The organism is Agrobacterium radiobacter (assembly GCF_040801995.1).
GTDB lineage: Bacteria > Pseudomonadota > Alphaproteobacteria > Rhizobiales > Rhizobiaceae > Agrobacterium > Agrobacterium radiobacter.
Genome location: NZ_JBEGHX010000001.1, coordinates 240644 through 266810 on the forward strand (window position 1 = coordinate 240644; position 26167 = coordinate 266810).

Annotated in this window: 22 protein-coding genes; 11 read left to right on the top strand and 11 right to left on the bottom strand. The window is 60.1% G+C overall.

The features are described 5' to 3' along the window. Positions 1-15 precede the first annotated feature (15 nt). Positions 16-1041, bottom strand: coding sequence for a LacI family DNA-binding transcriptional regulator (locus MRBLRC7O_RS01205; protein WP_003503341.1), 1026 nt, complete (start codon positions 1039-1041; stop codon positions 16-18). Positions 1042-1314: 273 nt separating this feature from the next. Between MRBLRC7O_RS01205 and MRBLRC7O_RS01210 the strand changes: the two genes are divergently transcribed. From MRBLRC7O_RS01210 to MRBLRC7O_RS01235, 6 genes are all read left to right on the top strand, one after another. Beyond that, positions 1315-2676, top strand: a complete 1362-nt coding sequence (locus MRBLRC7O_RS01210) for an ABC transporter substrate-binding protein (RefSeq protein WP_080865816.1) — start codon at positions 1315-1317, stop codon at positions 2674-2676. A 154-nt stretch (positions 2677-2830) separates the two neighbouring features. Further along, positions 2831-3844, top strand: a complete 1014-nt coding sequence (locus tag MRBLRC7O_RS01215; protein ID WP_080865818.1) for a carbohydrate ABC transporter permease — start codon at positions 2831-2833, stop codon at positions 3842-3844. A 1-nt stretch (position 3845) separates the two neighbouring features. Then, positions 3846-5006, top strand: a complete 1161-nt coding sequence (locus tag MRBLRC7O_RS01220) for a carbohydrate ABC transporter permease (protein WP_080865820.1) — start codon at positions 3846-3848, stop codon at positions 5004-5006. Positions 5007-5043: 37 nt separating this feature from the next. Continuing rightward, positions 5044-6699, top strand: a complete 1656-nt coding sequence (bglA, locus tag MRBLRC7O_RS01225) for a beta-galactosidase BglA (RefSeq protein WP_065703832.1) — start codon at positions 5044-5046, stop codon at positions 6697-6699. Positions 6700-6720: 21 nt separating this feature from the next. Next, a complete protein-coding gene (locus tag MRBLRC7O_RS01230) occupies positions 6721-7809 on the top strand; it encodes an ABC transporter ATP-binding protein (protein ID WP_003503332.1) in 1089 nt (362 codons plus the stop codon). 238 nt (positions 7810-8047) lie between these two features. Next, complete coding sequence (locus tag MRBLRC7O_RS01235) at positions 8048-8404, top strand: hypothetical protein (RefSeq protein ID WP_034501163.1); 357 nt, start codon at positions 8048-8050, stop codon at positions 8402-8404. 19 nt (positions 8405-8423) lie between these two features. Here MRBLRC7O_RS01235 and MRBLRC7O_RS01240 read toward each other — a convergent pair whose 3' ends face one another. The 7 genes from MRBLRC7O_RS01240 to MRBLRC7O_RS01270 form a co-directional block, all read right to left on the bottom strand. Then, the gene (locus MRBLRC7O_RS01240; RefSeq protein WP_003503328.1) at positions 8424-9788 is read right to left on the bottom strand and encodes a metallophosphoesterase; all 1365 of its coding nucleotides are present in this window, start codon (positions 9786-9788) and stop codon (positions 8424-8426) included. A gap of 196 nt (positions 9789-9984) precedes the next feature. Next, positions 9985-11805: a phosphogluconate dehydratase gene (edd, locus tag MRBLRC7O_RS01245; RefSeq protein WP_003503326.1), complete on the bottom strand. Its 1821-nt coding sequence runs from the start codon at positions 11803-11805 to the stop codon at positions 9985-9987. A gap of 125 nt (positions 11806-11930) precedes the next feature. Next, complete coding sequence (pgl, locus tag MRBLRC7O_RS01250; protein WP_035212559.1) at positions 11931-12629, bottom strand: 6-phosphogluconolactonase; 699 nt, start codon at positions 12627-12629, stop codon at positions 11931-11933. 10 nt (positions 12630-12639) lie between these two features. After that, the gene (gene zwf, locus MRBLRC7O_RS01255; protein WP_003503322.1) at positions 12640-14115 is read right to left on the bottom strand and encodes a glucose-6-phosphate dehydrogenase; all 1476 of its coding nucleotides are present in this window, start codon (positions 14113-14115) and stop codon (positions 12640-12642) included. A gap of 113 nt (positions 14116-14228) precedes the next feature. After that, the gene (locus MRBLRC7O_RS01260; RefSeq protein WP_003503320.1) at positions 14229-14615 is read right to left on the bottom strand and encodes a hypothetical protein; all 387 of its coding nucleotides are present in this window, start codon (positions 14613-14615) and stop codon (positions 14229-14231) included. A gap of 26 nt (positions 14616-14641) precedes the next feature. Next, complete coding sequence (locus MRBLRC7O_RS01265) at positions 14642-15928, bottom strand: NAD(P)/FAD-dependent oxidoreductase (protein ID WP_080865822.1); 1287 nt, start codon at positions 15926-15928, stop codon at positions 14642-14644. Positions 15929-15940: 12 nt separating this feature from the next. Then, positions 15941-17377 (bottom strand): glutamine synthetase family protein, encoded by a 1437-nt coding sequence (locus MRBLRC7O_RS01270; RefSeq protein ID WP_020010462.1) that lies wholly within the window; start codon positions 17375-17377, stop codon positions 15941-15943. Positions 17378-17500: 123 nt separating this feature from the next. On the opposite strand from MRBLRC7O_RS01270, the gene MRBLRC7O_RS01275 reads away from it, so the two are divergent. Continuing rightward, entirely contained in the window at positions 17501-18685 is a 1185-nt protein-coding gene (locus MRBLRC7O_RS01275) for a BaiN/RdsA family NAD(P)/FAD-dependent oxidoreductase (protein ID WP_080865824.1), read from the top strand. A gap of 312 nt (positions 18686-18997) precedes the next feature. Here the strand turns inward: MRBLRC7O_RS01275 and MRBLRC7O_RS01280 are convergent, their stop codons facing one another. Continuing rightward, positions 18998-19345 (bottom strand): hypothetical protein, encoded by a 348-nt coding sequence (locus MRBLRC7O_RS01280; protein ID WP_080865826.1) that lies wholly within the window; start codon positions 19343-19345, stop codon positions 18998-19000. Between the two features lie 85 nt (positions 19346-19430). Here MRBLRC7O_RS01280 and MRBLRC7O_RS01285 point away from each other — a divergent pair, with 85 nt between their 5' ends. After that, on the top strand, positions 19431-20303 hold the full coding sequence (locus MRBLRC7O_RS01285; protein WP_020812629.1) for a LysR family transcriptional regulator: 873 nt from the start codon (positions 19431-19433) through the stop codon (positions 20301-20303). A gap of 16 nt (positions 20304-20319) precedes the next feature. Here the strand turns inward: MRBLRC7O_RS01285 and MRBLRC7O_RS01290 are convergent, their stop codons facing one another. Next, positions 20320-20577 (bottom strand): SMc00767 family acetate metabolism repressor, encoded by a 258-nt coding sequence (locus tag MRBLRC7O_RS01290; protein WP_004432604.1) that lies wholly within the window; start codon positions 20575-20577, stop codon positions 20320-20322. An 83-nt stretch (positions 20578-20660) separates the two neighbouring features. Next, positions 20661-21950: an isocitrate lyase gene (gene aceA / locus MRBLRC7O_RS01295; protein WP_020812628.1), complete on the bottom strand. Its 1290-nt coding sequence runs from the start codon at positions 21948-21950 to the stop codon at positions 20661-20663. 255 nt (positions 21951-22205) lie between these two features. Here aceA and MRBLRC7O_RS01300 point away from each other — a divergent pair, with 255 nt between their 5' ends. The 3 genes from MRBLRC7O_RS01300 (at position 22206) to MRBLRC7O_RS01310 (ending at position 26163) form a co-directional block, all read left to right on the top strand. Next, the gene (locus tag MRBLRC7O_RS01300; protein WP_080864313.1) at positions 22206-23621 is read left to right on the top strand and encodes a helix-turn-helix domain-containing protein; all 1416 of its coding nucleotides are present in this window, start codon (positions 22206-22208) and stop codon (positions 23619-23621) included. Between the two features lie 152 nt (positions 23622-23773). Next, positions 23774-24871 carry a polyamine ABC transporter substrate-binding protein gene (locus MRBLRC7O_RS01305; RefSeq protein ID WP_003503300.1) on the top strand — a complete coding sequence of 366 codons (1098 nt, stop codon included), beginning with the start codon at positions 23774-23776 and terminating at the stop codon, positions 24869-24871. A gap of 134 nt (positions 24872-25005) precedes the next feature. Continuing rightward, the gene (locus MRBLRC7O_RS01310; protein WP_003503297.1) at positions 25006-26163 is read left to right on the top strand and encodes an ABC transporter ATP-binding protein; all 1158 of its coding nucleotides are present in this window, start codon (positions 25006-25008) and stop codon (positions 26161-26163) included. The last annotated feature ends 4 nt before the right edge of the window (positions 26164-26167 follow it).

Here is a 26167-nt window from a genome sequence, read left to right on the forward strand (position 1 = left end):
GTTTAAAATGGCCAGCTACGCTTTCGGAGCCGGCCCCGTCGACGCGCGGACCACAAGTTCCGCCTTCCAGAGTTCCTGATGGGGTTCCGTCTGGTTGAGCTTGATCCGGTTGATCAGGCGCTGGCCCACACGCACCCCCGCAGCCCTCAGCGACGAGCGGGTGGTGGTGAGCGGCACGGAGAAATTATCGGGTTTCAGCAGCGGCAGCACGTCGTCATGGGCGATCAGCGAAATATCCTTGCCGGGTTTTAAGCCCCGCTGATTGAGCGAGCGGATCGCGCCGAGCGCAAGCGCGGTACTGGCGCAGAGGATGGCGGTCGGTTTTTCCGGGCGTGACAGCAGCGCCTCCATGCCGAGATAACCTTCCTCGTCGGTCATGCTGCCGTGCCTTACATTTTCCGCATGCAATGCCAGACCGTTTGCCGCCATCGCCTTTTCCACCCCGAGACAGCGGCGGAAGGTGAAATCATAACCCGCCGGGCCGTTCAGCAGCCCGATGCGCGTATGGCCGAGTTGGAGGAGAAGCTGGGTCGCATCGCGGAAGGCGCCCTCATTGTCCACGTCGAGATAGGGATAGTCCTCCTCCACGCCGATGGAGCGGCCATGCACGAGGAAGGGCAGGGAGAGCGACTGCATCATGGCGATGCGTGGATCGTTATTCTTCATATAGGCGAGATAGATGCCGTCGACGCTGCCGCTGGCCGCCAGACCCCGCAGGGCTTCGCGCTCCTTTTCCGGCTCGGTTGGCATGATGACAAGATGAAAGCCGCTGCGCGACGCTTCCTCACCGAGGCCGCTCAGGAATTCGCCGAAATGCACATCCGAACGATGATGCTCGCCAATCGGCATCACAAGTCCGATGGAGCCAACCTTGCCTGTCGCCAGCCGTTGCGCTGCCGCATTCGGGCGATATCCCGTCTTTTCGGCAGCCTCCATCACGCGGCGGCGCGTTTCGGCGCTGACTTCCGGATAGCCGTTGAGCGCCCTGCTGATGGTCGTCTGCGAAATGCCCAGCAGTTGCGACAACTGTTTCAGGTTCATGTCTGTCATTCCTCCATGCGCGCGCCCGAGAATACGGCAAGGCCGCTCCTCACTTCCCAAAGCGCTTTAGATTTTTACCAGCCTCCACCGCATTTCTCAATCGAAAAGGATAGCCGCCTTCCTAATTAAATATGACTATTCATAAGGTGCTGCAACGTTTCCGAATAAAGAGCCTCTTGACTCTGTCTTAATGACAATGAGATGAATAGGCAGCCAAAGCGCTTTGATTGGAGAGGACGCTTTGAGCCTTTTATGTGATGGGAGGTAAATCACATGCGGAAGACTCTTTTGGCGACGGCTGCTGTCATGGCATTGCTGTCCGGTGCGGCCTTTGCCGCCGACCTGAAATTTGCACCCGGCGGGGACGCCAAGTTCAACTGGAAAAGCTACGAAGACTTCAAGGCGGCCCATGCCGACCTGAAGGGCCAGACGCTGACGATTTTCGGCCCCTGGCGTGGTGAGGATGAGGCTCTGTTCCAGTCGGTGCTCGCCTATTTCGCTGACGCGACCGGCGTGAATGTCCGTTATTCCTCGTCGGAAAACTACGAGCAGCAGATCGTCATCGACACGCAGGCGGGTTCGCCGCCCAATATCGCCATCCTGCCGCAGCCCGGCCTTCTGGCTGATCTCGCCGCCAAGGGCTTCCTCGTGCCGCTCGGCGATGCGACCGCCAGCTGGGTCAAGGAAAATTACGGCGCGGGCCAGTCATGGGTCGATCTCGGCAGCTACAAGGGCAAGGACGGCAACAAGGCCTATTTCGCATTTCCCTTCAAGGCGGATGTGAAGTCGCTCGTCTGGTATGTGCCTGAGAACTTTGAGGAAGCGGGCTATAAGGTGCCCGAGAGCATGGAAGACCTGCTCAAGCTCACGGACCAGATCGTTGCCGATGGCGGCACGCCCTGGTGCATCGGCCTCGGTTCCGGCGGCGCCACCGGCTGGCCGGCGACCGACTGGGTGGAAGACCTGATGCTGCGTACGCAGCCGCTCGACGTCTACCAGAAATGGACGACCAACGAGGTGAAGTTCACCGATCCGGCCGTGGTCGAGGCCATCAACGAGTTCGGCAAATTCGCCAAGAACGAAAAATATGTGAGCGGCGGTGTTGCGGCCGTGGCCTCCACCGACTTCCGCGACAGCCCCAAGGGCCTCTTCGACATTCCGCCGAAGTGCTACCTGCACCATCAGGCGTCGTTCATTCCGTCCTTCTTCCCTGAGGGCACCAAGGTGGGGACGGATGCGGATTTCTTCTACATGCCGACCTATGCGTCCAAGCCTGAACTCGGCAAGCCGGTTCTCGGCGCCGGCACGCTCGTCACCATCACCAAGGAAGCGCCGGCTGCCAAGGCATTTGTCGAATTCCTGCAGACCCCGATCGCGCACGAAGTGTGGATGGCGCAGTCCAGCTTCCTGACGCCGTATAAGGGCGTGAATGTCGAGACTTATGCCAACGAGCAGATGAAGCGCCAGGGCGAAATCCTGACGACCGCGACAAGCTTCGGTTTCGACGGTTCCGACCTGATGCCCGGCAAGATCGGCGCCGGTGCATTCTGGACCGGCATGATCGATTTCGTCGGCGGCAAGTCCGCCGATCAGGTCGCTTCCGATATCCAGAAGGCCTGGGACGGCCTGAAGTAACAATCGGCCGAGCAGATTCCGGAAAAGTGTTCTGCGGTTTTCCGATCAGAATCTGCGGTAAAAAGGCCCGGCGGCTCGCTGCCGGGCCTTACCAACGGAACGGCCCGACGACCGCATAAATCAGCGCGGCGCGGAGAGGATCAAGGGAGGGAACATGGCTCAACAACTCGTGTCTGCCATCGGCGTCATGGTAGCAGGTGTTTTTGCCTGCGCTGCCTATTACTGGCTGTCCGACAAGGCGCTGCAGGCAATCTTTCCCGTCCGCTCGGGAGACGTCATTCACGCCTCCCGCAACCTCAACCGCCGCGCCGCCGTCCGGCCGTGGCTGTTCATCGGCCCGGCGCTGATCCTTCTGCTCGTTTATCTGGTCTATCCCGTTATCGCGACGCTGATCCTGTCCTTTTATGACCGCACAGGCAGTGAATTCGTCGGTCTCGCCAATTATCGCTGGGCGTTTTTTGACGCGGGTTTCCGCCAGTCGATCTTCAACAATATTCTCTGGCTGGCCGTGGTGCCGGCCGCCTGCACCTTCTTCGGCCTCGTCATCGCCGTCATGACCGACCGCATCTGGTGGGGCAACATCGCCAAATCCATCGTCTTCATGCCGATGGCGATCTCTTTCGTCGGTGCCTCCGTCATCTGGAAGTTCATCTATGAATATCGCGCCGAAGGTCAGGTGCAGATCGGCCTTTTGAACGCCGTCGTCGAGTTTTTCGGGGGCAATCCGCAGGTGTGGATTTCCATGCCCTTCTGGAACAACTTCTTTCTGATGGTCATCCTCATCTGGATTCAGACCGGCTTTGCCATGGTCATCCTGTCGGCGGCGCTGCGCGGCATTCCGGAAGAGACAATCGAGGCAGCCGTCATCGATGGTGCCAATGGCTGGCAGATTTTCTGGAAGATCATGGTTCCGCAAATCTGGGGCACCATCGCCGTTGTCTGGACCACGATCACCATTCTCGTGCTCAAGGTTTTCGACATCGTGCTGACCATGACCAACGGCCAGTGGAACACCATGGTTCTCGCCAATCTCATGTTCGACTGGATGTTCCGCGGTGGCGGTGACAGTGGCCGAAGTGCTGTCATAGCACTCATCATCATGGCGGCCGTAACCCCGATCATGGTCTGGAACATCCGTCAGGCCAACCGCGAGATGGAGGGCCGCTGAGATGAATATCGTCAAACGCCTTCGCCGCGTCGGCCTGCCGCGCCTTATCGTCCACGCCAGCGTTCTGATCGTCGTGCTTCTCTGGCTCTTGCCCACGCTCGGCATTCTCGTCAGCTCGCTGCGTGACAAGGACCAGATCACCGTATCGGGCTGGTGGACGGCCTTTTCCAGCTCCGAACAGACAGCGGCGGTTCGCCTTGCCGACGCTGCCGTGCAGAAACAGGACGGAAACCGATACGTGATATCAGGCAATGTCTTTGAAAACGGCGCGGGCGGAAAAGTCTCCGCCTTCGGCGTGCGTGTTCAGGAGCCGAGAGCCTTCAAAGCCGGTGAGGCGGCCGATATCGGCGATGGTGAAACGCTGCTGGTCAACGCGGACGGCACCTATGAGTACAGCAAGGCCTCCAGCTTCGAGGGTTCCCGTGGCAAGCGCGTCTATATTTCCGTTGGAACGCCGCCGGTCTTCACGCTCGATAATTATCGAACGGTCCTGACCTCGGAAGGTATCGGCCAGTCCTTTGTCAACTCGTTGACGGTGGCCGTGCCTGCGACCGTTATCCCCATTCTCATCGCTGCCTTTGCCGCCTATGCGCTGTCATGGATGAGCTTTTCCGGCCGCAATTTTCTGATTGCGATGGTGGTGGGCCTGATCGTCGTACCATTGCAGATGTCGCTGATACCGCTCCTGAAACTCTACAACGAAATCGGCAATATCTTCGGCGTACCGTCCAAGACCTATGCCGGCATCTGGCTGGCGCACACCGCCTTCGGTCTGCCGCTCGCCATCTACCTGTTGCGCAACTACATTTCCGGCCTGCCGAAAGAGATCATCGAAAGTGCGCGTGTCGACGGCGCGAGCGATTTCGAAATCTTCGTCAAGATCATCCTGCCGCTGTCCTTCCCGGCGCTCGCCTCCTTCGCCATCTTCCAGTTCCTGTGGACCTGGAACGACCTGCTTGTCGCCATGGTCTTCCTCGGCACGCAGAAGGATGAGCTGGTGCTGACCGGTGCGCTAAACGCGCTGCTCGGTTCGCGCGGCGGCAACTGGGAAATCCTCACCGCCTCGGCCTTCGTTACCATCGTCGTACCGCTTGGCGTCTTCTTCGCCCTTCAACGTTATCTCGTGCGTGGCCTGCTCTCAGGCTCCGTCAAGGGAGGCTGATAATTCCATGAACGCCCATACCAGACAGGATGAGACTATGACCGCTCCGGTGACTTCCGCTTTGACGCCCAACAAGGATTGGTGGCGCGGCGCCGTGATCTACCAGATTTATCCGCGCTCCTATCAGGACTCCAACGGCGACGGCATCGGCGATCTCAAGGGCATCACCGACCGGCTGGCGCATATTGCCGGCCTCGGTGCCGACGCTATCTGGATTTCGCCCTTCTTCACCTCGCCGATGAAGGATTTCGGTTACGACGTCTCGAATTATGTCGATGTCGATCCGATGTTCGGCACGCTTGCCGATTTCGACGGGCTGATCGCTGAGGCCCACCGTCTCGGCATCCGTGTGATGATCGACCTCGTCATGTCGCACACCTCGGACCAGCATCCATGGTTCGTGGAAAGCCGCGCCAGCCGCAATAACCCCAAATCAGATTGGTATGTCTGGTCGGACAGCAAGCCGGATGGCACGCCGCCCAACAACTGGCTGTCGATCTTCGGCGGCTCGGGCTGGCAGTGGGACCCGACCCGCATGCAATATTACATGCACAACTTCCTGACATCGCAGCCGGACCTCAACCTGCATAATCCGGAAGTTCAGGAAGAGCTGCTGAACATTACCCGCTTCTGGCTGAAGCGTGGCGTCGATGGTTTCCGCCTCGATACCATCAACTTCTATTTCCATGATCTGGAATTGCGCGACAACCCGGCGCTGGCGCCGGAGCGCCGCAACGCCTCCACGGCGCCTGCGGTCAATCCCTACAATTTCCAGGAACATCTCTACGACAAGAACCGCCCCGAAAACATCGCCTTCCTGAAACGCTTCCGCGCCGTGCTGGACGAGTTTCCGGATATCGCCGCCGTCGGCGAAGTGGGCGATAGCCAGCGCGGACTCGAAATCGTCGGTGAATACACCTCCGGCGACGACAAGATGCAGATGTGCTACGCCTTCGAATTCCTGGCGCCGGATGCGCTCACGCCACAGCGTGTTGCCGATGTGCAGGCGGATTTTGCCAGGGCCGCACCGGAAGGCTGGGCCTGCTGGGCTTTCTCCAATCACGATGTCGTTCGCCATGTCAGCCGCTGGGGCGAGCATGTCGAGGACAAGGACGCTTTCGCCAAGGTGCTCTCGGCGTTGTTGATGACGCAGCGCGGCTCCGTCTGCATCTATGAGGGTGAAGAGCTGGGCCTTACTGAAGCCGATATTGCTTTTGAGGATTTGCAGGACCCCTACGGCATCCAGTTCTGGCCGGAATTTAAGGGCCGCGACGGTTGTCGCACGCCGATGGTATGGGATGCGGGCCATGCGCAGGCCGGCTTCTCGACCTCGGACAAGACCTGGCTGCCCATTCCGGCCGAACACAAGCAGCGCGCCGTCAGCGCCCAGCAGGGCAATGAGGCATCCGTGCTGGAGCACTACCGCCGCTTCCTTTCTTTCCGCAAAAAGCATCCCGCTTTTGCCAAGGGCGGCATCGAATTCCAGCCAGTGGAGGGCGATGTGCTGAGCTACACCCGCACGCTCGGCAACGAAACCGTTCTGTGCCTCTTCAATCTGTCCGCGACGTCAGCAAAGGCGACGTTGCCGGAAGGGAACTGGGAGGTTCTCGAAGGCCACGGCTTTGCAAGCGGTGTGGACGGCAGAAGCGTAGAACTTCCGGCATGGGGCGCTTTCTTCGCCCGTTACGCCTGATAGAGCAGGGAGGAACAACCCATGACAAGTCTCGTTCTCAAGGATATCCGCAAATCATACGGGCAGGTAAAAGTCCTGCACGGCATCGATCTGGAGATCGAACAGGGCGAATTCATCGTTTTCGTCGGGCCGTCCGGCTGCGGGAAATCGACGTTGCTGCGCATGATTGCGGGTCTGGAGGAAATCACCGGCGGCGAAATGTTCATCGACGGCCAGCTGGTCAATGAAATCCCGCCTTCGCGCCGGGGTATTGCCATGGTGTTCCAGTCCTATGCGCTTTATCCGCATATGACTGTTTACGACAACATGGCCTTCGGCATGAAGATCGCCAAGGAAAACAAGCAGGAGATCGACCGCCGCGTCCGCGCCGCCGCTGAAATCCTGCAGCTGACGCAATATCTGGAGCGTTTGCCCAAGGCTCTTTCGGGCGGCCAGCGCCAGCGCGTCGCCATCGGCCGTGCCATTTGCCGCAATCCCAAGGTGTTCCTGTTCGATGAACCCCTGTCGAACCTCGATGCCGCGCTGCGCGTCGCAACCCGCATCGAGATCGCCAAGCTCAACGAGCAGATGGCCGATACGACGATGATCTACGTCACCCACGACCAGGTGGAGGCGATGACGCTGGCGGACCGTATCGTCGTTTTGAATGCGGGTCGCGTGGAGCAGGTCGGTGCGCCGCTCGAACTTTACGAAAACCCCGCCAACCTCTTCGTGGCGCGCTTCATCGGCTCGCCCGCCATGAACATCATCGCTGGGAAGATTGTCGGGACCGGGGAGCGGACGTCGATCGAACTGGCGGGTGGCAAGACGCTCGCCGTCAATGTTCCGACCCCCGCCACCGAGCGGGGCAAGTCCGCCAGCTTCGGCGTGCGGCCGGAAGATCTGAGCATCGTCACCGGCGATGATTATCTTTTCGAAGGGAAAGTATCGATCGTCGAGGCTCTGGGCGAGGTGACGCTTCTGTATCTCGAAGCGCCGAAGGGCCAGGAGCCCATCATCGTCAAGGCACCAGGCATTGTTTCGGTCGCCAAGGGGCAAACCCTGCGTTTCGCCGCCCCGCAGGAAAAGCTTCACCTCTTTAATGCGGAGGGCAAGACCTACCGCGTCTGATTGCCGTCGACCCCAAAAACACCCCGGAACGTCCTCGTTCCGGGGTTTTTCCTGAGCTTTTTACGGCTGTGGAAAAATGACGGAAATGTCCCGCTTCCGGTCTGTTTAAGCCTGCGCTGATATGAATTGTTAAAGACTATGGCCTAGTCTCGATCCATTGACTGAGCATGGGAGTCTGGGCGTGCAGAGCGGTACGGGTGTCATCAGGAACCATTACCTGAGCAAGGAAGAATCCTTCATGTATGACCGCGAAAACCGGTTCCGCATGGAAGATACCATGAACGCAGCACGCATCGAATATACCGAAAAGGCCGTGATGCACATGGCGGCGCGTCGCTGCGACGTCATCCGCATCTCCCAGACGGAAGCGGTGCTGGCGCTGCTGACGAAATATAACCTGCCGAACCAGTTCTATCTCGATATTCCCGACGCCCGCATCACCAAGATCGGCTGCGTGATGTTGCGCGTCAACGCCAACAACACGATCCATGTCCGTTTCCTGCGCATGCTGACGCAGAAGGAACTGGACCGCATTTTCGTGTTCAGCACACATCCGGCACACAGGGACCGGAAGCTCGATATCAGGTCGTTCTGAGACCTGATGATCTGCGGCCTTAAGAAAGCCCGCCCAGAGCCGTCTGCTTCAGCTTCACATCGGGCACCTCGGTGAAGGTAAGGTCACCGCGCCCGAAATAGGATTTCTGGTTGGTCGCGGACCAGTCGTTGCAGACCAGCTTGTAGCGCTCTTTCTTCCCGGGCTTCTCCGGCATGGCGTAGAGATAGTCGCCGGTACGTGCGGCGAGCGGAATGTCGCCATCCTGGTTGCATCGTTTGAGGATTTGCGCCAGCGCCTCGCCGTCCACTTCCGTGACCATCAGCTTGCCGTCGAAACGCAGCGAGGCGTTGAAATCATAACGGCGAATATCGCCCTCAGGTAGGCCCGCGCCGAAGGAGGTGTGGCCGACGAAACCGACATCTGCGCCGGTTTTTGCGGCGATAAGCTGCGCCACATGGCGGCCCGCCTCGTCGACGGTCATCGCCTTCGCCGATTTGCCGACAACTTCCCGTTCTTCCGCAGTCAGGTGTTTTTCAAGCGTCTGCTCGATCAGGGCCTTGAGGGCAGGGGATGCGGGAGCGCCGCGATCGATGGCGATCGTCTCGATGGCCGCAGCCTTGCCGGGAGCCGCAAAGGTCGCCACCGTCATGGAGGTGCACCATGAGCCGGTGTGGACATAGCGGGTAGCACCCTGTTCATGCACGAAGTTCAGATGGTCATGGCCGCCGACAAGCAGGGTGCCATCCGGCAGCAGCGGCAGGATATCGCGGTCTGCGACGACGCCGGCATGGCTGAGAACGATGTTGATCGCGTCCGGTTTGACGATACCGGGAAGATTGGCCTTGGCCCACTCGACAGGCTGCGGAATGTCGAGCATTTCGCGCGTGGCCTTCGGGTAGGTGTTGATCGCATTGGTGGCGAGACCCGTGAGGATGACCTTCCGCTGGCCAACGCTCACCTCGGCACTTTCGGGCGCATAGGGTTTGCCGCTGCGCTTGTCGATGATGTTGGAAAGCACGGTGATGCCGAGCGCACGGGCGCGGCTGACGAAATTGGCAAGGTCATTGTCGATATCGGGCTCATGATTGCCGATATTGATGACCGTGGGAGCGAGCTTGGCCAGCGCCGTGAGGAAGGTCCATTCGATCTCGCCGGCCGAACGTGTAGCCACCGCGTTGCCCAGTTCGAAAAGATCGCCATTCAGCAGGATGATGTGGGGCGCCTTGTCAGCGGCGATGCGCGTTTCGATGGCCGCGAGAAGCTGGCCGATGCGCTCATAGGCCGAATGCAGGTCGGAGATGACGATTGCACGCAGGGCCACGTCCTGCGCCATGACAGACGTTGCCGCCACCATCAGCGGCAGCATGGCGGTGCCGGCCATAAGCTTCAGCACATCGCGGCGTTTGCTTGAGAAAATCGTCATGTCAGGCCCCATCATCCGAAACTGCGCCGTCGTCCCACGGCTGGCTGGAGAAGGCCCTATAGGGCGATCATCACAGTCGCATGACAAGTTTGACGTTTAAGATATGGGAAATAAAGCGGTTTCTGGCGGCATCCGGGTGACACCGCAAAGTAGGGTTGAAAGGCGAAGGCCGCATCAGGCCATCGCCTCCACAAAATCAATGGAAGAGGACGCTGGCGCCCTGATCGGCCGGGCCGGCATTGCGGCGGAAGGGGGCGAAAAGTTCGCGGCCCATGCCCCATTCATTGCCGGAGAGGTCGGCGCGCGCCGGTTCGCGTTTTGCCAGCTCGGCGGCGGAAACCAGCACCTCGAGCGAGCCGGAAATGGCGTCGAGACGGATGATGTCGCCGTCGCGGATGAGCGAGATCGGCCCGCAATCGGAAGCCTCAGGCGTAACGTGGATGGCCGCCGGCACCTTGCCGGAGGCGCCGGACATGCGCCCATCGGTCACCAGCGCCACCTTGAAGCCGCGATCCTGCAGCACGCCAAGCGGCGGCGTCAGGCGGTGCAGTTCCGGCATGCCGTTGGCCTTCGGGCCCTGGAAGCGGACGACCGCAATGAAGTCGCGGTTGAGCTTGCCATCCTTGAACGCGTCCTGAAGCTCCTGCTGATCGTTAAAGACGATCGCCGGTGCCTCGATGATGTGGCGCTCCGGTTTGACGGCGGAAATCTTGATGACCGATTTGCCGAGATTGCCGGTCAGCATCTTCAGGCCGCCCGTCGGCTGGAACGGTGTTTCGACGCTGGAGAGAACCTTCGGATCATGGCTCTGCTCGGGGGAGGGCTGGCGGACAACTGCGCCCTTCTCATCAAGCATGGCATCCACGGTGTAAGCCTCTAGCCCCTGTCCGAAGACGGTGCGCACATCGTCATGCACGAAGCCCTGTTTCAGAAGCTGCTTGATGAGGAAACCCATGCCGCCGGCGGCGTGGAAATGGTTCACATCGGCAAGACCGTTGGGGTAAACGCGGGCGAGCAGCGGCACGATGTCCGAGAGATCGGAAATATCCTGCCAGGTAAGGATGATGCCGGCGGCGCGCGCCATGGCGATCAGATGCATGGTGTGGTTGGTGGAACCGCCCGTCGCATGCAGGCCGACGACGCCGTTGACAACAGACCTTTCATCGATCATCTCGCCGGCCGGGGTAAATTCATTGCCCTGCGCCGTAATCGCCAGTGCGCGCTTTGCAGCTTCACGCGTCAGCGCATCGCGCAGCGGCGTGCCGGGATTGATGAAGGAGGAACCGGGCATATGGAAGCCCATGATCTCCATCAGCATCTGGTTGGAATTGGCGGTGCCGTAGAAGGTGCAGGTGCCGGGACCGTGATAGGATTTCGATTCCGCTTCCAGGAGCTCGGCGCGGCCGACCTTGCCTTCCGCATAAAGCTGGCGGATGCGCGACTTCTCGTCATTCGGCAGGCCCGATGTCATCGGGCCGGCAGGAACGAAGACGGCGGGCAGGTGACCGAAGGCGAGTGCGGCAATGACGAGGCCGGGCACGATCTTGTCGCAGACGCCGAGATAGACGGCGGCGTCGAACATGTTATGCGACAGGCCGATGCCGGCCGCCATGGCGATGGCGTCGCGGGAAAACAGCGAAAGCTCCATGCCGGGCTGGCCCTGGGTTACACCGTCGCACATGGCGGGAACCGCGCCCGCCACCTGTGCTATGCCGCCCGCTTCTTTTGCCGCATCGCGGATGATCGCCGGGAAGGTCTCATAGGGCTGATGCGCCGAAAGCATGTCGTTATAGGCGGTGATGATGCCGAGATTGGGAACCCGGTCGCCGGCAAGGATGTCCTTGTCGGCGGGGGAACAGACGGCAAATCCATGCGCGAGATTGCCGCAGGACAGAACGGAACGGTGAACGCCTTTTGAAACCTGCAGCCGCAGCCGCTCGAGATAGGTCTCGCGGTAGGGCTTGGAACGTTCGACGATGCGGGCGGTGATGGCCTGAATGCGGGAATCGGCGGACATGGGCGTTCATCCTGTTCGTTGGTCGGCAACCGGCGTTCCGGGAGGTGAGCGGCCGGTTGTCGTGTTTCAGTCTTCATGTCTTCGGGCGCTTGTCGCGGGGCCGCAGAGGCGGCAACCGCGTTGGCTCATGGCGCCCAGTATATATCCACAGGCGTCTCGGCCCGGTTCAGCACGGCGCGGATCGGCATTTCATCCTCATTCTCGCCAGACTGCGCCTTCTCCAGCGTCGCCTTCTTGGCCGCACCTTCGATATGCAGCACGAGGAAATCGGCATCGTGCAGGCTGGAGAAGTTGAAGGTCAACCGCTCCTCTCCCGCATTCTCCGCCGCCATGGTCAGGACGCCGCGCGGTTCATCAAGGTCGAGCGCTTCGTAGAGATTGTCTCCACCGGGGAAGAACGATGCCGTATGGCCATCCGTTCCCATGCCGAGAATGACGACATCGAAGGGATCGCAGATCGCCTCGGTCTTGACGGTCGCAAGCGTCGCCGCATCCTCGGGCGAGGCCGCCGGCTGGAACAGCGGCACGAAATAGGCCGACTTCGCCTTGTCCTGCAGCAGGTTCTCCGCAACGAGACGGTGGTTCGAACGGTCGCTTTCCGGCGGCACGAAACGTTCGTCCACCAGCGTCACACTGATATTCGGCCAGTCGAGATCGTGTTTGGAAAGCGCCTGAAAGAACAGCTTGGGCGTCGAACCGCCGGATACGGCGATGCTCGCCGTACCGCGATCCTTCGTTGCCGCATCAAGGCGTTTGGCAACCTCCGCCGCAAGCGCGGTTGCCAGTTCGGCGGCGGTGTCGAAGACGTGGATCGTTTCGCTCATCGGTGCGCCCTCAATCGGCATCGTGCCAGGTGCGGCCGTCACGCTCGATCAGTGCGATCGAGCCGCTCGGGCCCCAGGTTCCGGCGGTATAACCCTGCACGCCCTGTCCCAGATCTTCCCAGCTCTTGAGAATGGGGTCGATCCAGTCCCACGCGGCCTCGACCTCGTCGCGGCGCATGAACAGCGTCTGGTTGGAGCGGATAGTGTCCATCAACAGCCGCTCATAGGCATCGGGGCTGCGTACGTTGAAGGCTTCGGCAAAGCTCATGTCCAGCGAAACCTGACGCAGGCGCATGCCGCCCGGGCCGGGGTCCTTGATGAGGAGCGACTGCTTGACGCCTTCATCCGGCTGCAGGCGAATGACCAGCTTGTTGGCCTCGATCTTGCCGGCCGCATCGTCGAAGATCGAATGCGGGATCTGCTTGAAGGTGACGACGATTTCCGAAACGCGGGTCGCAAGTCGCTTGCCGGTGCGGATGTAGAAGGGAACGCCGGCCCAGCGCCAGTTGGCGATTTCAGCTTTGATGGCGACAAAGGTTTCGGTGTTGGAAACACCGCCTTCCAGTTCTTCCAGATAACCCTTGACCGGGCCGCCTGCGGAAGCGCCGGCGCGGTACTGTCCGCGCACAGTCAGCTTTTCGACATTGCTGGTGTCGATCGGCTTCAGCGAGCGCAGGACCTTCAGCTTCTCGTCGCGCACCGCCTCCGATTTCATGGAAGCGGGCGGCTCCATGGCGACGAGGCAAAGCAATTGCAGAATGTGGTTCTGCACCATGTCGCGCAACGCGCCGGCCTTGTCGTAATAACCGGCGCGGCCTTCGAGGCCCACCGCTTCGGCAACGGTGATCTGGACGTGGTCGATATGGGCGGAATTCCACAGCGGCTCGTAAAGCGCGTTGGCGAAACGCAGCGCCATCAGGTTCTGCACCGTCTCCTTGCCGAGATAGTGGTCGATACGGAAGATCTGCTCTTCCTTGAAGACGTGGCCGATCGTGTCGTTGAGTTCCTGGGCAGAGGCCAGATCGCGGCCGATCGGCTTTTCAACGACGATGCGGGTCGAGCGGGTGATCAGCTTGTGTTCGCGGATCTTGTCGGCGATGTCGCCGAAAATGCCCGGTGCGACAGCCAGATAGAAGGCGCGCACGCGCTCCTTGCCTTCGTCCAGCAGCTTCTTCAGAACGTCCCAGCCGTTGTTGCCCTTGGCATCAACAGGCACGTAGAAAAGTCTGTTCAGGAACACGGCAACCTGTGCGTCGTCATATTCGCCGGCCTTCAGGTGCTCTTTCAGAGCGTCCTGCGCGAATTTGCGATATTCCTCATGGGTCATGACCGAACGCGACGCACCGATGATGCGGGTCGGCTCCGTGAACTGGCCTTCGACCTGCCGGTGATAAAGCGCCGGCAGAAGCTTGCGCTCGGCAAGATCGCCCGTGCCGCCGAAAACGACACAATCAAAAGGTTCAACAGGAATGATCTGACTGCTCATATCGATTCTCTCGATCTTCAAGGGTTGGGGGCATCAATAATCTAATCGATTTAAAAATGCCAGACTCAGTTATGTGAAATTATGAATTTTGCTTTTGCCGAGGTTTGAAACACTCATGCGATGATCTCGGTCATTCTGCCATGCGCGGGCAGAGCACTGTTTCTAAAGATACCTTTGGCAGGCGGTGGAACCGAAAAGAAGAAAAACACAAGGATAGCGGCAATCCCTCGCCAGAGTTGAAGGCTCTTTCTGGCATCCGTGGTTTCACTGCTTTGCTCGATGCTGTCCAGCAGCATCTGCGCTTCTTCGAGCTGCCGTGCGGCAACGCGAATCTCTATGCCACCAAAAGCCACGGTGTAGTGCCAGAATATCGAGGCGCATTGGGAGGGAATGGCGATCGTCGGAATTCCATAGGCCTGCAGAAACGAGGATGTCACCGCCGTATCAACGAGACCATAGCCCGTCGCGATCGTAACAAGCCTGTCATCCGGTTTTTCCATCGAAACCCCCTATGCATCCTGAAGGATTAAAACCTGTCTCGCAGCGCGTACCAGGAGAGCGCCAGGAAAAGCAGCGGCGCACGCAGCGATGCCCCACCGGGGAAAGACGGCACCTTCAGCCGGGCGAAGGGCTCCAGCATGTCCTTTTTGCCGAGAACCAGATCGGCATAGAGCTTGCCGCAATAATTCGACAGCATCACGCCGTGCCCGGAATAACCGCCGATGGAGGTGACGCCGGGCATGACGTCGCGCACGAAGACCTTGCGCGGCAGGGTAATGCCGACGGAGCCGCCCCAGGAATGGGTGATTTCGACAGCCTTCAGCTCGGGATAAATCTCGGCGATCTGCCGGCGGATATGGCTGGAAATATCGCGTGGCGCATCGGCCGTATAGGCCTCGCGCCCGCCGAACAGCAGCCGGTTGTCGGCCGTCTTGCGGAAATAACGCACCACGAAGCGGGAATCGGCGACGGCTTCCTTGCCGGGGATGATATCAGGATAGGCGTCGAGCGGTGCGGTGGCGCCGATGAAGGAGCGGATCGGCATGATATGGGCAGCCGTTACCGGTTCCAGATTGCCAATATAGGCATTGGTGGCGATCAGTACCCGCGGCGCGGTGATCGTGCCGAAGGGCGTCTCGATGATGGTCTTGCCGCCCGCCTGCCGGATGGACCTGGCGGGGGTCATCTCATAAATGGCGGCACCTGCCGCTTGCGCCGCCTTCGCCAGCCCGACCAGCAGCTTCAGCGGGTGAATGTGGCCGGTGCCGGTGTCGCGCGTGCCGCCGAAATAATGGGTGGAGCCGACGCGTTTGCGTGCTTCGCCACGCTCCATGTAGGAAATATGCGGATAGCCGTAACGATTGTTCATCGCATCCACGCTTCTGCGATAATCATCCTCGTAAGCCGCCTTGTGCGCCACATAGAGCTGCCCCGGCAGATATTCCATGTCGATGCCGCGGCTGCTTGCGAAATCGCGCACGTAATTCTTGGCGTCCTCGGCAATGTCGAACAGCAGCTTCGATTGCTCGAAGCCGATCTCGGCCTCCATTTCGTCCGGAAAGGAGCGCTGGCCGGTGCCGAACTGGCCGCCGTTGCGGCCGGAAGCGCCATCGCCAAAACGATGCGCCTCGATGAGGGCGACGGAGACGCCGTTTTCGGCGAGGTTACAGGCGGCCTGAAGGCCGGTATAACCGCCGCCGATGATCGCGACATCAACTTGCTTCGATCCATCGAGGGCAGGATAGTCCGGCCGCTCGCCGACGGTTGCCTGATACCAGGAAATTCCCGGCGCAATCGGGCTTTGCCATGTCATGCTCGTGGTTCCTCACACGTTGAGAAGCAGGAACTCGCGCTCCCAGGGGCTGATGACCTGCATGAAGGTCTCGAACTCCCCGCGTTTCAGGCCCGCATAAAGGCCCACGAATTCATGGCCAAACACCCGCTCGAACTGTTCTTCGCCTTCCAGCAGCGCCACGGCCTCCAGAAGCCCGCGCGGCAGGTCGATGGAGCCTTCATTGGCCGTCTCGGCGGTTGGTTCGGTCGGTTCGATATTGTTGACGATGCCGAGCCAGCCGCAGCCGAGCGAGGCGGCAAGCGCGAGGTAGGGATTGGCGTCCGAACTCGGCAGGCGGTTTTCGACGCGCCGCGCCTGCGGGCCGGAAATCGGCACGCGGAAGGCGGTCGTGCGGTTGTCGTAACCCCAGGCATTGTTGACCGGGCAGGCCATATCAGGCGTCAGGCGGCGATAGGAATTCACATATGGCGCGAGCATGACAAGCGCGTTCGGAACGTAACGCTGCATGCCGCCGACGAAGGAGAAGAACTCCTTGGAAGGGCCGCCATCCTTGTTCGAGAAAATATTGCGGCCGCTGTCGATTTCCACCACCGACTGGTGAATATGCATGGCCGAACCCGGCTGGCCCTGCATCGGCTTGGCCATGAAGGTAGCGTAGATGCCGTGCTTCAGCGCCGCCTCGCGGATGGTGCGCTTGAATAGGAAAACCTGATCGGCAAGCTCGATGGGGTCGCCGTGGCGCAGGTTGATCTCCAGCTGCGCCGGGCCTTCCTCGTGGATCAGCGTATCGATCTCGAGGCCCTGCTTTTCCGAGAAGTGATAGATATCGTCGATCAGCTCGTCGAACTCGTTGATGCCGGCGATGGAATAGCTCTGCCCGCCGACAATGGAGCGGCCGGACCGGCCCTTCGGCGGATGCAGCGGATAATCCGGGTCGTCATTCATGGCGACGAGGTAGAATTCGATTTCCGGCGCGACGACCGGCTTCCAGCCCTTTTCCGTATAAAGCGACAGCACGTTCTTCAGCACGTTGCGCGGCGTGTAGGGGACGAAATTGCCTTCCGCATCCACGACGTCGCAGATCACCTGCGCGGTCGGGTCGCTCTCCCACGGCACGACGGAGAGCGTGGAAAGATCAGGCACCAGCTTCAGGTCACTGTCGCGCGGCTCGTAACGGAAATTAGCGGTCTCATCAGGATATTCGCCTGATATCGTATGGCGGTAGAGCGCGGAGGGCAGGGCAAGCGAGGTGTCGCCCGTGAACTTTGCCGTCGGCATCATCTTGCCGCGCGCAACGCCGGCAAGATCGGGGGTGATGCATTCTATGTCTTCGATACCGCGCGCCCTCAGCCATTGCGCGGCTTCGCGCCAGGAGGAAACGCCACGGGTGGAGGAGAGGTCGAGGGGAGGTGTCTTTGCCATGGTTGCCTGTTTCTTCGGGCGGAGCATGGTTTTCTTCGGGGGCATGTATCACCGGGTCTGTGTTTCTGGTGGAGCCATCATAACCGTAGTTTGGCAATTGGCGAGGGGGAAAGCGCCATTGACAAGCGGCGGCACTTCGAAAAGAGGAAAGGAAACGGATCGGATGGAATGATGACAGAGAAATGTGACGTGCTGATTTTGGGGGCGGGCGCCGCCGGCATGATGTGCGCCATCCGCGCCGGCCAGCGCGGCCGCTCCGTCATAATTCTCGACCATGCGAAGGCGCCGGGCGAAAAGATCCGCATCTCCGGCGGCGGCCGCTGCAACTTCACCAATATCCATGCCGGGCCGAAGAATTATCTCTCCGCCAATCCGCATTTCGCCAAATCCGCTCTCGCCCGTTATACGCCGCGCGATTTCATTGCCCTTGTCGAAAAACACCGCATCGCCTGGCATGAAAAGACGCTCGGCCAGCTTTTCTGTGACGACAGCGCCAAGGATATCATCCGCATGCTGCTTGGCGAAATGCAGGCAGTCAATGCGAAGCTGCGGCTCGAAACGTCAGTCTCGGCCGTCACCCATGACGGCGGGCGGTTTCGCGTCACGACATCAGGCGGCGTCATCGAGGCGGAAAGCGTCGTTGTGGCGACGGGCGGTAAGTCGATCCCGAAAATGGGCGCGACCGGTTTCGCCTACCAGATCGCCGAGCAATTCGGCCTCAAGCTCATCGAGACGCGCCCCGGTCTCGTGCCGCTGACGCTCGATCCCGCTTTGCTGGAAAAGCTGAGCCCGCTTGCCGGCGTCGCGGTTCTGGCTGAGGTTTCCCATGGCAAGACCTCGTTTGAGGAAGCGCTGCTCTTCACCCATCGCGGTTTGAGCGGGCCCTCGATCCTGCAAATCTCATCCTACTGGCGCGAGGGTGATGTGGTCAGCCTGAAGCTTGAGCCGCATCGCGATATAGCCGCGCTTCTGAAGCAGGCGAAACAGAAGAACGGTCGGCAGTCACCCCAGACCGCTTTGTCGGAAATCCTGCCGAAGCGTCTTGCCCAGCATGTCGTCGAACAATCCGGCCTCACCGGCCATCTGGCCGATATGTCTGACAAGGTGCTGGCGAAGCTTGCGGGCGAGGTGCAGGACTGGCAGATCAAGCCCGCCGGTTCCGAAGGTTATCGCACGGCGGAAGTCACACTCGGTGGGGTGGATACGACCGGCCTCGATTCCCGCAGCATGGCGGCGAAATCCGTGGCCGGGCTTTATTTCATTGGCGAATGTGTTGATGTGACCGGCTGGCTCGGCGGTTATAATTTCCAGTGGGCCTGGGCTTCCGGTCAGGCGGCAGGCGAATTCGCTTGAGATAGTCTCGGGTTTTTCAAGTGCGGCACTTCTCTCCTCCGTTATACCGGCCTTGAGCCGGTATCCAGTCAGCTCAAGTCTTTGGGCTGAAAAGACTCTCTTGCCGCACAGACGTGCGTCGGCTAGACCCCGGATCTAGTCCGGGGTGACGGTGTGCGGATGCCACCTGTTTGCCAAAATCACTGGCTGAGTTTGTTATCAGCCTTTGCCCTTTTAATAATCTGTTAACGGGCGCGGAGTCATCCTGACCGAATGCCAGCAAAGCCGGATCGCCCTATGATCCCGCTGCACATGAAGTCCTGCTGGAGGCTCTTAACAGGGCATGGGTCGGTTGAGTTTTTCGTCAGGAACCCGCGCATGAACAGAACAGCACATCGCCGCCCTCGCGCCATTGCCATCGCCCGCGCCGAAAGCGGGAACCGGCAGCTGGCCTTTCGCCTGAGTCTTATCGCAGCCGGTGCTATGGCAGCCCTGATCGCCCTCTTTTATTGATCGGCGGCTCGTCGTCCTCGTCAAGCCGATGACTGTGCGGAAAAACCGCCACGGCCGAGATGCCTCGGCCATATCGGCATAAAATTTCTCTTCCTGCAGAATGGCTTCGCGCCGCGTGCGCGGCTGCTGGTTTTCGATGATGGCCCGTGCTGCAAAAATCGCATGCATGTCGCTCTCCTTCTAATGCGGAGGGCCATGATGCGCGCCGTTTTTTGATTTATCTGCGCAAGAAAATGCGCTACGTTTTTCATCCATGAAAAACGTCACCTGGGATTCCTACCAGCTTTTCCTCGATGTGTCACGCAGCGGCGGCCTGACCGGGGCCGCGGCGATAACGGGTTTGAGCCCCGCGACCATCGGACGGCGCATGATCGAACTGGAGGAGCGTATCGGCAAGGCTCTGTTTCTGCGCAGCCAGACGGGATACGCCCTGACGGCGGATGGCCGTGCGCTGTTCGACCGGCTTATGGCAATGGAGAATGCAGCCAGGGATATCGAGGGATGGCAGAAGGCGTCGTCCGCCTCATCCGTGGTGCGCATCGCCGTCGGCACCTGGAACGCCTGGCTGCTGACCGGCAACTTCTCCGCCATCTGCACCGACCGCGACGATTTCCGCATCGATCTTTTCATTGCCGAACAGAGGGCGTCTCTGGCGCATCGCGAGAATGACATCGGCATTCGCGCTTTCGAGCCGCAGGAAAAGAACCTCGCCGCCATCAAGACGGGAGAGGTGGCTTATGCGCCCTACAGGCTGCGCAACGCCGCCACTGCCGTCGCCGACCGCTGGCTGGCGGTGGCGGAGGAAAACGCCATTTCAACCTATCTGCGCTGGCCGCATGAGAACCGCCGCAATGATATCGCGGTAACGGTGAACCGGCCGACGGCGCTTCTCGATCTTGTGCTGGCCGGGGCAGGCGTCGCCGTGCTTCCATGCTTCGTGGGTGATGCGGATGCGCGGCTTGCTCGCGAAGGTGACGAGATGGAAACCCTTCGCCACAATCAATGGATCGTCATGAACAATGACGATCGCCACCGCCGCGATATCAGGACGGTGGCGGATCGGATGACCCGTCTGATCAAGGGGCATTCCGATCTTTATGCCGGGCGCAAGAGCCGCCCGGCATAAAAGAAAGGCTGTCGCTTCAGGCGGCGTCACGCCCTTGCGCGACGATGACGGGAATCAGAAGATCTCCCCAGTTGCCGCCGCCGCCATGGTGGCGGGCCGAGCGGACCAGCTCGACGGAAACACCGGCCTCGACGGCTTTCATGACGGCCTGGTTGAGGCGGTGCAGATCATTGGCCAGCATGCGGATGGCGGCCTGCTGATCCTGCGTCATGGCGGAGGACTGCTCCTCGGCGCGTTCCTTGACGTGGGTCTTGATGGGGTTGTGGGCATTCATGGCATTTCTCCTCTCTTTATTGGTTGGGGTTCTTGATCCGGTTTGCAAGCCCTTCCCGTCGCCGGGAAGGGCCGTTTTTCGATTTATTCTGCCGCCGGGCGGAACTGGTCGTGCTCGGTGGATTCCTTCATGGCTGTCGTCGAAGACGTGCCGCCGGAAATGGCGAGCGACACGGCGTCGAAATAGCCGGTGCCGACCTCGCGCTGATGCTTGGTGGCGGTGTAGCCGTTTACCTCGGCCGCGAATTCCGCTTCCTGAAGCTCGGAATAAGCCGCCATCTGCCGGTCCTTGTAACCGCGCGCCAGTTCGAACATGCCGAAATTCAGCTGGTGGAAACCGGCGAGCGTAATGAACTGGAACTTGTAGCCCATTGCGCCCAGTTCCCGCTGGAACTTGGCAATCGTCGCGTCGTCGAGGTTCTTTTTCCAGTTGAACGACGGCGAGCAATTGTAGGCGAGCTTCTTGCCGGGATGCACCTTGTGCACGCCTTCCGCAAACCTGCGCGCCTGCTCGAGATCCGGCTTTGATGTCTCGCACCAGATCAGGTCGCAATAGGGTGCATAGGCCACCGCGCGGGCAACACAGGGCTCAAGACCGTTCTTGACCTGATAAAAGCCCTCGACGGTGCGGCCGGCATCGTAATCCACGAAGGGACGGTCGCGCTCATCGATATCGGAGGTCAGAAGCTTGGCGGCCTCCGCATCCGTGCGGGCGATGACCAGCGTTGGCACACCCATGACGTCAGCCGCAAGCCGCGCCGCCGTCAGGTTGCGGATATGCGCCGCCGTCGGGATCAGGACCTTGCCGCCGAGATGGCCGCACTTCTTTTCCGATGCCAGCTGGTCTTCATAGTGAACACCCGCCGCACCCGCCTCGATGAAGGCCTTCATGATTTCGAAAGCGTTGAGCGGCCCGCCGAAACCGGCCTCCGCATCGGCAACGATCGGCGCGAACCAGGTATCGACCGAAAGGCCCTTGCCCTCCGCCGTCTCGATCTGGTCGGCGCGCTGCAGGGTGCGGTTGATGCGCTTTGCAAGCTCCGGCGCCGCATTGGCGGGATAAAGCGACTGGTCCGGATACATGGCCGACGCCGTATTGGCATCCGCCGCAACCTGCCAGCCCGAGAGATAGATCGCCTTCAGCCCGGCGCGAACCATCTGCATGGCCTGGTTGCCGGAAAGCGCGCCGAGCGCATTGACGAAATTTTCCTCGTTGATCAGCTTCCACAGCCGGTTCGCGCCCATTTCGGCCAGCGAATGGCGGATTTCGACGGAGCCGCGCAGCCGCTCCACATCCGCGGCGGTGTAAGTGCGCTCGATGCCGTCGAAGCGTCCCTGCGGTGCACCCGGAACAAGTTTGTAAAAATCCGTCATACTTCTCTCTCCCTTGACAAATGCCGTTTCGGAAACGCGCTGCCTTCAACTTTGTGAAGCGCCGTTCGATGTGACTACATTTACATTTTTGGAGATTTGAGCGCCAGAACAAACATAAAAACAGTGACTTGAAAGAGGTTATCCTGTAGGATGCATGACAGGGTGGAGCTGTAAAATTGTAAATTTTGTAAAAGCTATTCACCCCGAGAGTTTGTAACAGGCTTGTATGAGTCGTCGGGATGGAGAGGCAAGACGGTGTCGGAAAACAAGATTTTTGCAGGCCCGCGCGTGCGCCGCATTCGCAATGGTCTGGGGCTGACGCAGACGGCCATGGCCGAGGCGCTGGCGATTTCGCCGTCCTATCTCAATCTCATCGAGCGCAACCAGCGACCGCTGACCGTGCAGCTGCTTTTGAAGCTCGCCTCTGTCTATAAGGTCGATCTTGATGATCTGCAGGGCGAGAGCGCCGGTTCCGCCGGACAATTGCGTGAAGTCTTCGCCGATCCGCTGCTGGTGGGTGAGGTGCCGTCGCCGCAGGAGCTGATCGAGGTCGCAGATGCGGCGCCCAATGCGGCAAGCGGTGTCCTCAAGCTTTACCGGGCCTACCGGGAACAGGCGCAGCGCCTTTCCGACCTTTCCGATCTTCTGGCGCGGGAAGGGCACGAAACGGCGCTCTCCTCCACCCGCCTGCCGATCGACGAGGTGCGGCATGTCTTTGAAAACCGGTCGGCCTATTTCCACGCCATCGATGCGGCGGTGGAAGAGCTCCATAAACAATTGGCGGCGGGCGATGATCTCGCCTCCGGGCTGAGGGCATGGCTGCAGAAAAACCACGGTATCGTGGTCAGAACCTTGCCTGTACACGCCATGCCGAACCTCAGGAGGCGTTATGACCGCCATTCGATGCGGCTGTTTTTATCCGAGCGCCTGTCGCAGCCGGATCAGCTGAGGGAAATGGCCATGGAGACCTGTCTTCTGGCCCTTCGCGAAGAGATAGGCGCGGAGCTTGACGGGCTTGGTTTGAAAGGGGAGGAGGCAAAGCGCATCGCCCGCTTCGAGCTGGCGCGTTATGCCGCCCATGCCCTGATGATGCCTTATGGCGCATTCCTTGCTGCCGCCCAGCGCGCGAAATACGATCTTGATGTTTTGCGGTCGCGCTTCAACGTGTCGTTCGAGCAGGCCGCCAATCGCCTCGTCAGCCTGCAACGGCCAACGGCTGCGGCAATACCGTTTTTCCTGATGGAGATCGACAATGCCGGCAACCGGTTCCGCCTCGCAGGGGCCGGTGGTTTTCCGAGGGCGCGGTTCGGCGGCCTCTGTCCGCGGCTTAATATCCATGCCGCCTTCGCCCAGCCGGGGCAGGTGCTGGTGGAGGCGGTGGAGATGCCTGACGGTGATGCCTTCCTCACGGTTTCGCGCACACTGGAAGGCCCGCAGGCGGGTTTCGGCGAGAGGGTGCGGCGAACGGCCGTGCTTGTCGGTTGCGATCTCGCTCAGGCGGGAGAGACGGTCTATGGCCCAGCCGCCTCGGGTGCGTCGCCTGTTGCCGTCGGCCCCTCGTGCCGGCTGTGCGAAAGACAGGGCTGTCTGTCGCGCGCCGAAGCGCCACTGACACGGCCGCTGGGGCTGGATGAAATGGTGACCGGCCTTAGTGTTTTCGACTTCCAGTAGGTGTTTCCATCCGCTTTTTTGCGGCCGGAACACATTTGGTTGAAAATGCTGTGCTGCACATTTCCCGCTTGCTCCCTTTTGTTTTCCTTTCTAGTCTCTCCAAAAAAAGGGGATCACGCTTCCACCGTGAGGATGCGTTAACAGGAGACATCATGAAAAACCGTTCTCTCCGTCTGACCTTGGCTCTCACCACCGCGCTCGTTGCAGCAGGCTCGGCAATGGCCCAGGAGAAGGTCGTCCACGTCTATAACTGGTCGGATTATATCGACGAATCGATCCTTACCGATTTCACCAAGGAAACCGGTATCAAGGTCGTCTATGACGTGTTCGACAGCAACGAACTTGTGGAAACCAAGCTTCTGGCCGGCAGCTCCGGTTATGATGTCGTGGTGCCGACCGGCCCCTTCCTTGCCCGCCAGATCAATGCCGGCGTGTTCCAGAAACTCGACAAGTCCAAGTTGCCGAATCTGAAGAACCTGTGGCCCGAGGTCTCCGAGCGTCTGGCGAAATACGACCCCGGCAACGAATATGCCGTGAACTACATGTGGGGCACCACTGGCATCGGTTATAACGTCGCCAAGGTGAAGGCTGCGCTTGGCGATGTTCCCGTCGATAGCTGGGATATTCTCTTCAAGCCGGAAAATGCCGAAAAGCTGAAATCCTGCGGCATCAATATTCTCGATGCGTCGGACGAAACCTTCGCCATCGCCATGAATTATCTCGGCAAGAATCCCGACAGCAAGGAAACGGCCGACCTGGAAGCCGGCGGCGAGGTCTATTCGAAGATCCGTCCTTTCGTGAAGACCTTCAACTCCTCCGCCTATATCGACGAACTCGCGAATGGTGACAGCTGCATCACCATCGGCTGGTCGGGTGACATCCTCCAGGCGAAGAGCCGTGCCGAGGAAGCCAAGAACGGCGTCGAGGTGAACTACATCATCCCGAAGGAAGGCACCTATATGTGGTTCGACAACCTTGCCATCCCCGCGGATGCCAAGAATGTCGAGGAAGCCCACACCTTCATCAACTATCTGATGCGGCCGGAAGTCATCGCCAAGGCGTCCAACTACGTTCAGTATGCCAATGGCAACCTCGCTTCGCAGGCGCTGATGGATGAGTCCGTCGCCAAGAACCCGGCGGTCTATCCCAATGCGGAGACGATGAAGAAGCTCTTCACCATCTCGCCCTACGGACCGAAGGAACAGCGTGTGCTGAACCGCGTCTGGACGCAGATCAAGACCGGCAGCTAAGACCTCCGCCCGCTGGTTGAGGAACGGCCGGCGGGCCTGTTTCTCAAATCCTTTGCCGGCAGGTCCCACGACCTGCCGGTGTCGCCCGCCCCGAAGCATCGTTCGAAAGACCAACGGGATTTGAGGGTGGGTGAATGGCGAAAACTCTGGGGCCGGTCAAACGCAAATTTAGCCCTTGGGACAATCCCGATGCGGTGCCCTTCATCCGCTTTGAAAACGTCACCAAACGTTTCGGCGATTTCGTCGCCGTCAATAATCTGACGCTCGATATTTACGAGCGCGAGTTCTTCTCGCTGCTTGGTCCCTCCGGCTGCGGCAAGACCACGCTGATGCGCATGCTGGCCGGTTTCGAGGAACCGACTGAGGGCCGCATCCTGCTGCAGGGCAAGGATATTTCCGGCGTTCCGCCCTATAAGCGCCCCACCAACATGATGTTCCAGTCCTATGCGCTTTTCCCGCATATGTCGGTGGAAAAGAACGTCGCTTTCGGTCTGGAGCAGGATGGTCTGCCCAAGGCGGACGTCGCCGCCCGCGTCGAGGAAATGCTGCGCCTCGTCAAGCTCACGGAATTCGCCAAGCGCAAGCCCAGCCAGCTTTCCGGCGGCCAGCGGCAGCGTGTGGCGCTCGCGCGTTCGCTTGCCAAGCGGCCGAAGGTGCTTCTTCTCGATGAGCCTCTCGGCGCGCTCGACAAGAAGCTGCGCGAAGAAACGCAGTTCGAGCTGATGGATATCCAGACCAATCTCGGCCTCACCTTCCTCATCGTCACCCATGACCAGGAAGAGGCGATGACGGTTTCGGACCGGATCGCCGTCATGGACAAGGGCAACGTCGTGCAGGTGGCGACACCGGCCGAGATTTACGAGGCGCCGAACAGCCGTTACGTGGCTGACTTCATCGGCGACATCAATATTTTCGACGCGAAGGTCGTCGCCAATGCCTCGGATATCGGCAAGCCCGGCCTGGTGACGCTGGATTGCGAAGGGCTGAAAGTGGCGGTGGAGCAGGAATGTGCTGCCGCGACCGGCAGTCAGGTCGCTTACGCCATCCGCCCGGAAAAGGTCCGCATCTCGTTAGACCAGCCCGCCGACAGCAGCGTCAACTCCGCCTATGGCGAGGTCTGGGATATCGGTTATCTCGGCGACTTCTCGGTCTTCATCGTCAAGCTTGCCGATGGCCGCGTCATCCGCGCCGCGCAAGCGAATGTCTCGCGTCTCGTGGATCGCCCGATCACCTTCGGCGACATGGTGTGGCTGAACTGGAGGCCGGATTCCGGCCTTGTCCTGACGCGCTGAGGGA

Bases quoted from the DNA above. Each gene is read 5' to 3' on its own strand.
- MRBLRC7O_RS01205 (WP_003503341.1), bottom strand. From the start codon at position 1,041: ATGAACCTGAAACAGTTGTCGCAACTGCTGGGCATTTCGCAGACGACC.
- MRBLRC7O_RS01210 (WP_080865816.1), top strand. From the start codon at position 1,315: ATGCGGAAGACTCTTTTGGCGACGGCTGCTGTCATGGCATTGCTGTCC.
- MRBLRC7O_RS01215 (WP_080865818.1), top strand. From the start codon at position 2,831: ATGGCTCAACAACTCGTGTCTGCCATCGGCGTCATGGTAGCAGGTGTT.
- MRBLRC7O_RS01220 (WP_080865820.1), top strand. From the start codon at position 3,846: ATGAATATCGTCAAACGCCTTCGCCGCGTCGGCCTGCCGCGCCTTATC.
- bglA (WP_065703832.1), top strand. From the start codon at position 5,044: ATGACCGCTCCGGTGACTTCCGCTTTGACGCCCAACAAGGATTGGTGG.
- MRBLRC7O_RS01230 (WP_003503332.1), top strand. From the start codon at position 6,721: ATGACAAGTCTCGTTCTCAAGGATATCCGCAAATCATACGGGCAGGTA.
- MRBLRC7O_RS01235 (WP_034501163.1), top strand. From the start codon at position 8,048: ATGTATGACCGCGAAAACCGGTTCCGCATGGAAGATACCATGAACGCA.
- MRBLRC7O_RS01240 (WP_003503328.1), bottom strand. From the start codon at position 9,788: ATGACGATTTTCTCAAGCAAACGCCGCGATGTGCTGAAGCTTATGGCC.
- edd (WP_003503326.1), bottom strand. From the start codon at position 11,805: ATGTCCGCCGATTCCCGCATTCAGGCCATCACCGCCCGCATCGTCGAA.
- pgl (WP_035212559.1), bottom strand. From the start codon at position 12,629: ATGAGCGAAACGATCCACGTCTTCGACACCGCCGCCGAACTGGCAACC.
- zwf (WP_003503322.1), bottom strand. From the start codon at position 14,115: ATGAGCAGTCAGATCATTCCTGTTGAACCTTTTGATTGTGTCGTTTTC.
- MRBLRC7O_RS01260 (WP_003503320.1), bottom strand. From the start codon at position 14,615: ATGGAAAAACCGGATGACAGGCTTGTTACGATCGCGACGGGCTATGGT.
- MRBLRC7O_RS01265 (WP_080865822.1), bottom strand. From the start codon at position 15,928: ATGACATGGCAAAGCCCGATTGCGCCGGGAATTTCCTGGTATCAGGCA.
- MRBLRC7O_RS01270 (WP_020010462.1), bottom strand. From the start codon at position 17,377: ATGCCCCCGAAGAAAACCATGCTCCGCCCGAAGAAACAGGCAACCATG.
- MRBLRC7O_RS01275 (WP_080865824.1), top strand. From the start codon at position 17,501: ATGATGACAGAGAAATGTGACGTGCTGATTTTGGGGGCGGGCGCCGCC.
- MRBLRC7O_RS01280 (WP_080865826.1), bottom strand. From the start codon at position 19,345: ATGCATGCGATTTTTGCAGCACGGGCCATCATCGAAAACCAGCAGCCG.
- MRBLRC7O_RS01285 (WP_020812629.1), top strand. From the start codon at position 19,431: ATGAAAAACGTCACCTGGGATTCCTACCAGCTTTTCCTCGATGTGTCA.
- MRBLRC7O_RS01290 (WP_004432604.1), bottom strand. From the start codon at position 20,577: ATGAATGCCCACAACCCCATCAAGACCCACGTCAAGGAACGCGCCGAG.
- aceA (WP_020812628.1), bottom strand. From the start codon at position 21,950: ATGACGGATTTTTACAAACTTGTTCCGGGTGCACCGCAGGGACGCTTC.
- MRBLRC7O_RS01305 (WP_003503300.1), top strand. From the start codon at position 23,774: ATGAAAAACCGTTCTCTCCGTCTGACCTTGGCTCTCACCACCGCGCTC.
- MRBLRC7O_RS01310 (WP_003503297.1), top strand. From the start codon at position 25,006: ATGGCGAAAACTCTGGGGCCGGTCAAACGCAAATTTAGCCCTTGGGAC.